Genomic DNA, 11,272 nt, shown 5'->3' with positions numbered 1-11,272 from the left:
TCAGAGATTCCGTCTGCGTTCCCGCGCAGCTGCATTTTTCCGGCTGTGGTCTTCCTCCATGGGATAAGTCCGACAGAAATTTTCATAAAAAGCAGAAAAAGTCCCCTTTTGAATTGCCTCCCGTGCCTCCCGGACCAGTTGGAGGAAAAAAGTAATATTATGAAGAGAGTTAAGGCGGAGTCCTGTAATTTCTCCGGCTTTATACAAGTGATGCAAATAGGCCTTACTGTGGTTTCGGCATGCAGGGCAGGGGCATTCGGGATCCAGTGGAGAAAAATCCCGGCTGAATTCAACCCGTTTGATATTAATTTTACCCTTCCGGGTATAAAGTGTTCCGTTCCGGGCATTCCGGGTTGGCAATACACAATCCATCATATCCACCCCCCGGGCAATGGAATGGATAATATCCTCCGGTTTCCCCACCCCCATGAGATAACGGGGTTTTTCTGCCGGCAGTTGAAGACAGACTTTTTCCGTCAATTCATACATGATGGTTTTCGGTTCGCCTACGGCCAGGCCGCCGATGGCATAACCGTCAAAATTCAGTCCGGTCAGATAACCGGCACTTTCCATCCTCAAATCCTCGTAAACCGATCCCTGTACAATGGCGAAAAGAGCCTGTGAGTGCCCCCACAGAGGATCCGTGGCATCGAAGGCTTCCTTTGAAAGGCGCTCCCACCGGTGTGTACGGACCAGGGATTCCTTTGCATAAGAATAATCACAAGGATAGGGAGTACACTCATCAAAGACCATCACAATATCGCTTCCCAGCATTCTCTGAATTTCCATGGATTTTTCCGGGGACAGGGTATGCAGGCTGCCGTCGATGTGGGACCTGAATGTTGTAACATCACCTTCAATTTTTCGCATGTGTGCCAGAGAAAAGATCTGGTATCCCCCGGAATCAGTAAGGATAGGACGATGCCAGTTCATAAATCGGTGGAGCCCGCCGGCTTCACGAATCACATCCATACCGGGTTTGAGGTAAAGGTGATAGGTATTCCCGAGGATAATATGGGCGGAGGCATCGATCAATTCTTCATTTGTCAGGGCCTTCACCGTTCCCCGGGTCCCCACCGGCATGAATACCGGCGTTTCGACCGGACCGTGATCCGTATGAATAATGCCGGCTCTGGCAGCATAGGCATCACTTGTTTTGAGCAATTCAAACTTCAAGAGAATTTTCCTTTATTTTACGATGTAATCACCTTATCTAAACAGGCGGCTTGTGATGGATTGGATATCCCGGACATAGTTCAAACGAATGGACAGGTTCACATCTTTCAGTGCCTTTTGGGATGCCCCGGGCAGATAAATCTCTTCAAAACCCATCCTTTCCGCTTCGGTCACCCGCCGGGCCACATGACTTACACTCCGGATTTCACCTGTAAGTCCCACTTCTCCCATAAAAACAGCTTTATGGGGGACGGTAATATTTTTCAGACTGCTGACAATTGCCGTCAGGACCGGCAAATCCATGGCCGGTTCAGGAAATTTGAGTCCGCCTACCACATTCACAAACACATCGCGCATCCCGGCAGGGAGTCCCAGTTGTCGTTCGGCCACGGCAAGCAGCATGGAGAGCCGTCGGTTATCAATCCCGTTGGCATTCCGCTGGGGAGTTCCAAAAGTGGCTTTTGCTGTCAAAGCCTGGACCTCCACCAGCAAAGGCCGGGTGCTTTCAAGTCCGCACGCCACAACTGAACCGGATGCCCCTTCCCGCCGTTCGCTGAGAAAAATATCGCTGGGATTGCCGACGGATTCAAGACCGCTGCTTTTCATTTCAAAGATGCCCACTTCATTGGTGCTCCCGAAACGGTTTTTCACTGAGCGGAGGATGCGGAAAAAATTGTTCTGATCCCCCTCCATATACAATACCGTATCCACCAGATGCTCCAGCATCTTGGGCCCCGCAATCCCCCCGCTTTTGGTAATATGGCCAATAAGAATAATGGTCATGTTGAATTGTTTGCCAAAACTCATAAGAGATGAAGCACATTCCCTTATTTGGGTGATGGATCCCGGCAACGCCTCCGCATCCCGGGTGTAAAGGGTTTGAATTGAATCAAAAATCACAAAGCGCGGTTTCTGTTCGGCCAATCCGTTCAGAATGGCATTCAATTCCACATCATTGCTCAGCATGAACCGGTCATTGGCAATATTCAGCCGCCGTGCCCTTAATGCCAACTGGCGTATGGACTCTTCTCCACTGAAATACACAGCCTGAAAGCGGTGCTTTTTCACCAGCTCGTTGAGCAACTGCAGAGCCAGGGTGGATTTTCCGATACCCGGATCACCTCCAAGCAGGATGATGCTGCCTTCAAGGAAACCGCCCCCCAACACCCTGTCCAGCTCCGGAATACCCGTGGCAAAACGCCGTGCATCCTCCCCCGTATTAATCAGGTGAAAGGCGGATTTTCCGGCCCGGGATGTCCGTTTTTGAAAGGGTGATTCCGGTGCAGTTATTTTTTCCTCCAGCGTATTCCATTCTCCGCACTGAGAACACTGTCCCATCCATTTGGGAAAATTGGCACCGCAATTAGAACAAACATAAGTTATTTTATTTTTCTTAGGCATGCGCACTTACCCATTAGTTCGTTAATGTACCAACAGAATTTTCAAAAAAGCAGTCTTCATCAACAGACGCAGTAATTTAAGGATTCAATACCCTTTTTTTCCTTAATTTCCGTTTATTCCAATCTAATTCTATGAAATTAATAACATGTTTTCTATTATTCGATACATGCAGAGAGCGTATATTACCACAATAAACGAAAAACCGGAAATTCGGATTTCGGGACAAGAAAACAATAAGCATTACTAAAAGAGCGTACCATGAAAGTCATTATTGCCGGAGGAGGAATTATCGGAAGCAATCTGGCTTCCACTTTATCCCATGAAGGACATGAGGTTTTTTTAATTGAGAAGCATTCAAAAATCGCTAATGAGATAGACGACAGAATTGATGCTAAAATTATTGTCGGGGAAGGGACCAACCCGGAGATATTGAAAGCGGCACATGTTGAAGAGGCAGATCTGGTAATTGCCGTTACAACATCTGATGAAACCAATCTGGTCATCGCCTCATTAGCAGCCCTTTATGGTGCTAAAAAAAGAATTGCCCGGGTTCGTGACATGGCGTTAACCCGTGCTCTGCATGAACTGGGTTTATCCAAATTTTATATTGACGAACTCATCAATCCGGAAAATATTGCATCCCGTTCCATTGTCCGGGCTGTCGGATCGCCCGGCGCCATAGAAGTGGCTGATTTTGCCCATGGAGAAATTTATTTCAGGGCCTTTAACATATCAGAAAACTCCACATTATGTAATATCAAACTGGATGAGCTGAATCATGAGAACTTTCCGTGGCCCTTTTTAATTACTGCCATTAAACGGGAACGGTCTGTCATAATCCCGAAAGGGGATACCCGGTTAAAAGCCAAGGACCGCATATACTGTCTTTTACTGCCCGCTTCAGCCGCAGAATTTTATACATTTATTAACCCGGACGTTAAAAAAGTTAAAAAAGTCATCATATACGGTGCAACTTATATCGGACAGCATGTGGCAAAAACCATATCAAAAAGTGTAAAAGACGTCATACTCCTGGAAGAAGACAAAAGAAAAGCTCAGGCCGTTGCCGGAATTTTAAACGACGTTCTGGTGATATCAGGATCGCCTTCTGACACAATGATACTCCAGGAAGCCGGTATAGAAACGGCGGATGTATTCATCGCCCTCAGTGACGATGAACATTCAAATCTGATCAGTGCCGTCCTGGCCAGGAAATTAGGGGCAAAAAAAACCATCATTACAACAAAACACCCGGATTTTATGGCCATTATGGATAACCTGGCCATAGATGTGGTCATCAACCCCCGATATCTTGCCGCCGATCAGATTACACGATGGGTCCGTGGCGAGGAAATTACCGCCATAACACAACTGATGGAAATTGATGCTGAAATCCTTGAACTCATTCCCGAAGAGAATTCTCCCATCACCCGGGCACCATTAAAGAATCTGACGTTACCAAAAGAAACACTTGTCGGAGCAGTCTACAGACATAATAAGGCAATTCTGGCATCAGGAACACTTCAGATTAATCCCGGTGAACTTGTTATTGTTTTTTGCCGCAAATTCAGTGAACGCAAACTCAGAAAAATGTTCAAAGCATTAAAATAGGCAAAATCCATGAACCTTAGACTTGTCCTGAACATCATTTCCCGGATTCTGGTCTTTTTTTCCGTCGTACTTCTGATTCCTTTAGCCTGGGGATTGGGAGATAATCCCGGAAGTCCTGAAGTTTATTCATTCATTTACACCATCATAATCAGTCTGATCATATCTTTGGTCTTCAGGCTTATCAGCAGATCTTCCGTGCAGCATATTGATACACTTAAAACAAAAGATGGATTATCTGTTGTGGGATTAACATGGATCATTCTGTCGTTGTTGGGCGCGCTTCCTTTTTATTTATCCCATGCCATACCATCCTTTACAGATGCCTATTTTGAAACGGTCAGCGGATTTACCACAACAGGGGCATCGATTTTAACAGATATCGAAAGTATGTCCCGTGAACTTTTATTCTGGAGAAGCATGACTCACTGGCTTGGGGGTATGGGATTGATTGTCCTGTATCTGGCCATTCTCCCTTTTTTAGGAAGCAATGCTTATCAGCTATACAAAGCTGAAGCTCCCGGGTTGACCGCTGAAAAAATACAGCCCAGGATGAAAGAAACGGCAAAGGTGCTGTGGGCCGTTTACTTTTTATTTACCCTGGCCGAAACAGTTCTTCTCATGGCTGGTGGCATGACTTTGTTTGACGCATTATGCCACACTTTCGGGACTCTGGCCACCGGAGGATTTTCGACACGAAACGCCAGTATCGGTGCTTTCAGTCCCTATATACAATGGATTATTATACTTTTTATGCTTTTATCGGGTATCAATTTTATGCTTCATTTCAGTGCGTTGAAAGGGAATATCAAGGCCTATTTTAAAAATGAGGAGTTCCGTTATTTCATCGGGATAATCATACTGACGTCTCTCTGTTTTACGATCATACTAACCCGCAACAGCACCTTGGAATCTCCGTTCCGGCATGCAGTATTTCAGGTTGTTTCCATCATGACGACCACGGGATTTGTCACGACAGATTTTGATATATGGCCCTATGCATTGCGATATACGCTAATTTTACTCATGTTTATCGGAGCATCCGGCGGTTCTACCGGTGGCGGCATGAAAGTAGTACGGGTTATCTCTTCCATAAAAATTGTTTTTAGCCATATACACAGGGCAATCTATCCCAATGCTGTCATACCGGTACGTTTCAATAAAAAACCTCTTTCATCCAATTTGGTTACAGCTGTCGTTGTTTATTTTATGATTTATATCCTCTTGTTTACATTTGGGACCTTGTTAATGACTATGACTGAAAGATGCGATCTGGTAACAGCTTTTTCAGCTTCTGTTGCATCTCTCAGCAATATCGGTCCCGGACTTGGAAAGGTGGGAGCAACACAAAATTATCAATGGATAAGCATTCCGGGAAAATGGATTCTTTCTTTTCTCATGCTGGCAGGACGACTGGAGCTCTATTCCATATTGATTTTATTCATTCCTGCAACCTGGAAAAAGTAAATTAGTAATAGAATATTCATTCTTCCTCATTTTACAACACTCTTCGTCACTTCCACAAAAATAAAAAGTGATTATTTATTTGACTCAATATTGATTATTTCGCATTTTTGCACGACATGAGACTGGAAAACAATTTTCAAAGACAAGTGCGACCGTGAAAGCACCAGCGCCCCGTTGGGAATGGCGGATTTTTGATAAGGATTTGTCTTTCCTGGAAAAGCCGCCGCATTTCAGCAAACCTGATTCCGTTCAGAAAAGCAGTGAAATTTATTTTGTATCCAAGACGTGTGGAGATAATATTAAAATCCGGCATAACACACTGGATATAAAGAGATTACTCAATGTAAACGAACATGGTTTTGAACAGTGGACACCTATCCTGAAAGAGGTCTTTCCCCTTTCAAAAAAGACGATTGATGTCTTATGGAATATATTATCGGTTTCTGCCGAAATGCCTGAAACCATCCCCTTGTCCCTGAATAATTTTCTCAACACCCTGAAAAAGGATGCAGATATTGCATTGGTTACAGTAGAGAAAGAGCGGCAACGATATACCATCAACGGATGTATGGCTGAATACTCCCGGATTATGTTGAATGGTATTCTTTACGAAACCATTTCCTTAGAGCACATTGACGATCGCCATTTATTTCATATCCTCCAATCCCTGGAATGGGAATTTTTGCCTAACATGAATTATATTGATTTTTTAAAACTTTTTTTGACAGAACATGACAAATCCGGAGAAAAACAATTATGAATCTTGAAATAGAGCGAAAATTTCTGGTAAAGGGAAATGAATGGCGGGGACAGGCAGAAGGAGTGCTTTACCGTCAGGGATATTTATCTCTGAAAAAAGAACATGTGGTTCGTGTTCGTGTGATGGGTGAAAAAGCCTATCTGACAGTTAAAAGCACCTCCAAAGGGGCATCCCGGGTTGAATTTGAATACCCCATTCCTTTACAGGATGCGGAATACATGTTAAACCATCTCTGTGAAAAACCCTTAATCGAGAAAAAACGGTATACATTTGAAACAGGCGGCATAACCTGGGAAGTGGATGAATTTTTAAATGAGAATGCCGGATTGATCCTGGCGGAAGTGGAATTATCTTCGGAGGATCAGTCTATAAACCTGCCATCATGGATCGGCAAAGAAGTGACAGGGGACAGTCGGTTTTATAATTCCAATTTAATCAGGAAACCATATAAAATGTGGCGTGATGAGTTGGAGTTTTGAGTTTTACATCTCCCGGATTAAGTCCGGGATGGCTCCTCTCCCCCTCGCCTTCTCATATTCCCAGCACAGCTCCTCCATCCACCAGGATGTCGGCACCGGTAATATAGGAAGCAGCATCGGAACAGAGAAAGGCGCCGACACGTCCCAATTCTGCCGGATCGGCAAAGCGTTTCAGAGCTGTCCGTTCAAGCCATTCTTTCCGTAATTCAGGTTGATCTGAGAGTGCTTTCAGGCGATCCGTCTCGACAAATCCGGGAAGAAGGTTATTAATGGCAATCCTGTAAGGACCCAATTCCCGGGAGAGCGTTTTGGTCATGGATGTAAGTCCGCTCCGGATGACATTGCTGATGACCAGATCCGGAATGGGTTGTTTGGCACTCATGCTGGTCACCACAAGAATCCGCCCGCCTTTTTTATTTTGCTTCATCTTTTCCCCTGCCCAGCGTATGCCCCGAATCGCAGAAAAGAGCGTGGAATTCAACCCTTCCTGCCAGGCATTATCATCCACCTGTCCAAAGGTCCCTTTTGCCGGACCGCCACAGTTGACAACCAATATATCCAATCCTTTCAACTGCTTGAAAACCCATTCCAGGGTGGATGTGTAATCTGTGGAAATATCCACCTGAAAACCCATGATATCCCCTTTTTTCATAAGTTTCCTCTCGGCCGAGTGGATATTCTGCAAATCCCGGCTACCGATGGCAACAAAAGCCCCTTCTTCCACCAAAGTTTCGGCAATGGCAAAACCAATCCCTTTTGTCCCGGCAAGAACAATCGCTTTCTTGTTTTCAAGATGAAGATCCATGCATACTCCCGAACTTTTTTAATTTGTTTTTTTTATAATGCTTACTACTGATTTATTGTAGATTTTTTTTCGTCCATTTCAAACACATTTCCATCCTCTTGGTAATCCGGCAGAGAGATGTTAAATTCCCCCGGCAGTTTTGAACCGGACAGCCTAAAAAGTAAGGATATTGCATGCAGAATGTACTGATTGACCATCCATTCGGGATACTCGCGGTTTTGCTTGTTGTTCCCGCCATTATTTTTTCTGTTCAGGATCATACCCGATGGGGACGAAAACTGTTTAACGTGGTTCCTCCCCTGGTTTTTGCCTATTTTCTTCCCACTCTTTTATCTTCGGTGGGAGTCATTCCCACAACAGCACCCATCTACGGCTCTATCAAAACCTTTGTTCTTCCGGCCAGTCTTTTACTTTTAACTCTGGCGGTAGATATCAAGGGTATTCTCAAGCTGGGACCCAAAGCATTAATCATGTTCCTGTCTGGAACTCTGGGGATAGTTATCGGCGGTCCCATCAGTTTATGGATTTTTAAGGATCAATTGCCTCCTGAAATCTGGAAAGGTATGGCAGCCCTGGCCGGGAGCTGGATCGGTGGCGGTGCCAATTTCATTGCCATTGGACAATCCGTCAAAGCCACATCCACCATGCTGGCCATGATGGTGGTGGTTGATGTGCTGGTTGCCAACATCTGGACAGGTATCCTTTTATATCTTGCAGGAGAAAGCGACAAAATAGACCGCTGGCTTGGGGCAGACAATTCGGCCATTACCGAACTGAAAAACAAAATTGTCAATTTCCAAAAATCAGTTGCCCGTACCCCTACAACCACCGACTATATGATGATGCTTGCATTATCTTTCGGATGTGCCTGGGCAGCTTATAAAGTGGGAAATATCCTGCCGGAGATTGGAAATATTATCTCCCATTCCACATGGAAAATCATCATCATTACAACCTTGGGAGTAACCTTCTCGTTTACGGCCATCAAGCGCCTTGAAGGCGTGGGTGCATCCAAACTGGGAACCGTCATGCTCTATCTGCTGATTGGTGTAATTGGAGCCAATGCGGATCTGCGGGAAGTAGTCAAATATCCCTTTCTTTTTGCCATGGGATTAACCTGGATTTTTTTCCATGTCATCATTCTCCTGGGAGCCATGAAACTGACCCGTTCACCCCTCTTTTTCATGGCTGTAGGATCCCAGGCTAATGTGGGCGGTGCAGCCAGCGCGCCCATCGTGGCATCTGCCTTTCACCCGGCCTTGGCTTCCGTGGGGGTGATGCTGGGAATTGCCGGATATGTCCTCGGAACTTATGCCGCACTGATATGTGCTACTCTTCTCCAATGGGTCTGTTAACTCTCATTTTTCTAACATTCATTTTTCTGGCATTGCTGTTTGGGTTGATGCTCATAAATCCCTTTATCCGTCAAAAAGGGCGTCACGCCAAAAAAGAACAATCCTTTGGAACCCTGTGGCGGCGCCCAAAAAAATAAAATCGGAAAGTTGTACACCGTAACGCCAGACTTTTTAATGAATCATACATCAAAACATAAAGGAAAATCCATAAAAAGGGAAAAAACCGTTTTGATAACCGGCGCCTCATACGGGATAGGAGAAGTCCTGGCCGTAGAATTCATTCGTGACGGATATGATTTGGTTTTGACTGCCCGGTCTGAGGATAAACTGACAGAGGTCCGGGCTGAACTTCTTAAAAAACATCCTCAACGGAAAATTCATCTCTTCCCCATGGATTTATCTCTTCCAAATGCCCCGGCAATGCTTGTAAAACAGTTGGATAATCAAAATATAACCGTTGATGTCCTCGTAAACAATGCAGGATACGGGCTTCTGGAAAAATTTCATGAGACTGATATAAACCGTATTCTGAATATGATCAGCCTGAACGTGGACAACCTTGTACATCTCACAGCCTTGCTCACACCGGCTATGATCGCTCAAAAATCCGGTGGGATTTTGAATGTAGCATCCATCGCCGCATATGTGCCCGGCCCCAATATGGCAGTTTATTATGCAACCAAAGCCTTTGTCCTCTCTTTTTCCGAAGCTTTACATGAAGAATTGAAAGCCTATGGCATTGGTGTGACCTGTCTGGCCCCTGGTCCGACCAAAACCCGGTTTGGAGAGGTGTCCGGTATGGAATCCTCCCTGATTTTCCAAATGGGTGCCCAAAACGCTGATGAAGTTGCCCATAAGGCATATCAGGGATTTAAGAAGGGAAAAACTGTTGTCGTGCCAGGATTTAGAAATAAACTGACGATTTTATTTTCCCGTATCATTCCCCGTGCCTTGGTACGAAAAGTAGTTTATAAAATCCAGAAAATCAGATAGTTCAGGAAAAAAACTCTTTGTGGATAGTTTTTACGGCCTCATCCCGGACCGATTTATCGACAATAAAGTAAGCGGCTACAGGAGAAGCACCGACAGAAATAATGCGGATATTGATATGCCTGCGGCTTACGGCTCCAAATATCCGGGCTGCCACACCGGGCGTTTCCAGGATTCCCTGTCCCACAACAGCAATTAAGGACAGATTATCCAGAATATTCAGATGACTCACGACACCCGGTAGAACATCACCGGTTACTTTCCGGGCTGTATCCAGATCCTGGAGAGAAAGAAGGATATTGATGGAGGTCTGGGCTGTGATCACTGATTTGATATTGATCCCGGCTTTATCCAGCGCCCGGGTTACGATGGCCAGAATACCGGCTTTCATACCCACACCCGGTCCTTCAAGCTGAAGAATCCCAAAGTCATCAGAAAAGGTGACACTTTTAATCACATCCTCATGAATCCGGCTTTCGTTGCTGATGATTGTGCAGGGTTCCTGATGCTGATCAAAAGCAGATATATCAAAGATTCTTATGGGAATACCGGTTTCAACCAGGGGCTCCACAGTCCGGGGATGAAGAATTTTTGCACCAAAATACGCCAGTTCCGCCGCTTCGGTATAAGTGAGCCGTTCCAGGTTCCGGGGTGATTGGACTATTTTGGGATCGCCACTCAGAAAGCCGTTTACATCTTTCCAGATATCCAGGGAATCCGCCTGGATACAGCGGGCGATAGCGGCAGCGGAATAATCACTGCCTCCCCGTCCCAACAGGGTCACTTTCCCCTCAGGAGAAATCCCGTAAAAACCAGGGACCACCGTGATGGTATCAAACGTAATCATTTCTGATACACGGGAAGCGGCATAATCCACCCCGGTATTCCCCGAATTTCCAACCGTTATGAGTCCCAGCTCTTCAGGTCTTTTTTCTACGGTATCAAAGCCCCTTTCTTTGAGGATTTCCGTAAGCATCAGGGAACTGAACCGTTCACCATAACTGAGTATCAATTCCTCTGTCTGGCGGGGAATGTCTCCGATATAGTGAATACCCATCAAAAAACGTTCCAGCTCCAGGACCAGTGTGTTGATTTTCTGTAAAATACGCTCCCGGGATGCGGCATGATGGATATTTTTCAGAAGTGTATCCTGTTTCAGGCGACGGATAAATTCTACACCGGGTTTTACAGAGTCCTGATCATAACGAACTTTCCAGATCAGTTCCTGAAG

Annotated in this window: 10 protein-coding genes; 6 read left to right on the top strand and 4 right to left on the bottom strand. The window is 45.3% G+C overall.

The window, feature by feature from the left end; all coding sequences use genetic code 11:
* Both tgt and radA read right to left on the bottom strand, forming a co-directional pair.
* Window positions 1–1,182 carry a tRNA guanosine(34) transglycosylase Tgt gene (gene tgt, locus J7K63_07440; protein ID MCD6234852.1) on the bottom strand — a complete coding sequence of 394 codons (1,182 nt, stop codon included), beginning with the start codon at window positions 1,180–1,182 and terminating at the stop codon, window positions 1–3.
* A 27-nt stretch (window positions 1,183–1,209) separates the two neighbouring features.
* On the bottom strand, window positions 1,210–2,577 hold the full coding sequence (gene radA, locus J7K63_07435; GenBank protein ID MCD6234851.1) for a DNA repair protein RadA: 1,368 nt from the start codon (window positions 2,575–2,577) through the stop codon (window positions 1,210–1,212).
* Between the two features lie 258 nt (window positions 2,578–2,835).
* Between radA and trkA the strand changes: the two genes are divergently transcribed.
* The 4 genes from trkA to J7K63_07415 all read left to right on the top strand — a co-directional run bounded on the left by trkA (window position 2,836) and on the right by J7K63_07415 (window position 6,891).
* Window positions 2,836–4,188 carry a Trk system potassium transporter TrkA gene (trkA, locus tag J7K63_07430; protein MCD6234850.1) on the top strand — a complete coding sequence of 451 codons (1,353 nt, stop codon included), beginning with the start codon at window positions 2,836–2,838 and terminating at the stop codon, window positions 4,186–4,188.
* A gap of 9 nt (window positions 4,189–4,197) precedes the next feature.
* On the top strand, window positions 4,198–5,652 hold the full coding sequence (locus tag J7K63_07425; GenBank protein ID MCD6234849.1) for a TrkH family potassium uptake protein: 1,455 nt from the start codon (window positions 4,198–4,200) through the stop codon (window positions 5,650–5,652).
* A gap of 154 nt (window positions 5,653–5,806) precedes the next feature.
* Window positions 5,807–6,412, top strand: a complete 606-nt coding sequence (locus tag J7K63_07420) for a hypothetical protein (GenBank protein ID MCD6234848.1) — start codon at window positions 5,807–5,809, stop codon at window positions 6,410–6,412.
* On the top strand, window positions 6,409–6,891 hold the full coding sequence (locus tag J7K63_07415) for a CYTH domain-containing protein (GenBank protein MCD6234847.1): 483 nt from the start codon (window positions 6,409–6,411) through the stop codon (window positions 6,889–6,891). The genes J7K63_07420 and J7K63_07415 overlap by 4 nt, the downstream gene beginning before the upstream one ends.
* 52 nt (window positions 6,892–6,943) lie before the next feature.
* Here the strand turns inward: J7K63_07415 and J7K63_07410 are convergent, their stop codons facing one another.
* A complete protein-coding gene (locus J7K63_07410) occupies window positions 6,944–7,696 on the bottom strand; it encodes an SDR family oxidoreductase (GenBank protein MCD6234846.1) in 753 nt (250 codons plus the stop codon).
* A 173-nt stretch (window positions 7,697–7,869) separates the two neighbouring features.
* Between J7K63_07410 and J7K63_07405 the strand changes: the two genes are divergently transcribed.
* A complete protein-coding gene (locus J7K63_07405; GenBank protein MCD6234845.1) occupies window positions 7,870–9,051 on the top strand; it encodes a DUF819 family protein in 1,182 nt (393 codons plus the stop codon).
* 174 nt (window positions 9,052–9,225) lie between these two features.
* Entirely contained in the window at window positions 9,226–10,044 is an 819-nt protein-coding gene (locus J7K63_07400) for an SDR family oxidoreductase (protein MCD6234844.1), read from the top strand.
* Between the two features lies 1 nt (window position 10,045).
* Here J7K63_07400 and J7K63_07395 read toward each other — a convergent pair.
* Window positions 10,046–11,272: aspartate kinase (locus J7K63_07395; GenBank protein MCD6234843.1), on the bottom strand; the 1,227-nt coding region annotated here is incomplete at its 5' end.

This window comes from Candidatus Neomarinimicrobiota bacterium (assembly GCA_021157965.1).
Lineage (GTDB): Bacteria > Fidelibacterota > Fidelibacteria > Fidelibacterales > Fidelibacteraceae > Fidelibacter.
This window is presented reverse-complemented; position numbering and strand designations above follow the sequence as displayed.

Coding starts and splice junctions, on each gene's coding strand:
- J7K63_07410 (MCD6234846.1), bottom strand. CDS start 7,696: ATGGATCTTCATCTTGAAAACAAGAAAGCGATTGTTCTTGCCGGGACA.
- trkA (MCD6234850.1), top strand. CDS start 2,836: ATGAAAGTCATTATTGCCGGAGGAGGAATTATCGGAAGCAATCTGGCT.
- radA (MCD6234851.1), bottom strand. CDS start 2,577: ATGCCTAAGAAAAATAAAATAACTTATGTTTGTTCTAATTGCGGTGCC.
- J7K63_07415 (MCD6234847.1), top strand. CDS start 6,409: ATGAATCTTGAAATAGAGCGAAAATTTCTGGTAAAGGGAAATGAATGG.
- J7K63_07400 (MCD6234844.1), top strand. CDS start 9,226: ATGAATCATACATCAAAACATAAAGGAAAATCCATAAAAAGGGAAAAA.
- J7K63_07425 (MCD6234849.1), top strand. CDS start 4,198: ATGAACCTTAGACTTGTCCTGAACATCATTTCCCGGATTCTGGTCTTT.
- J7K63_07405 (MCD6234845.1), top strand. CDS start 7,870: ATGCAGAATGTACTGATTGACCATCCATTCGGGATACTCGCGGTTTTG.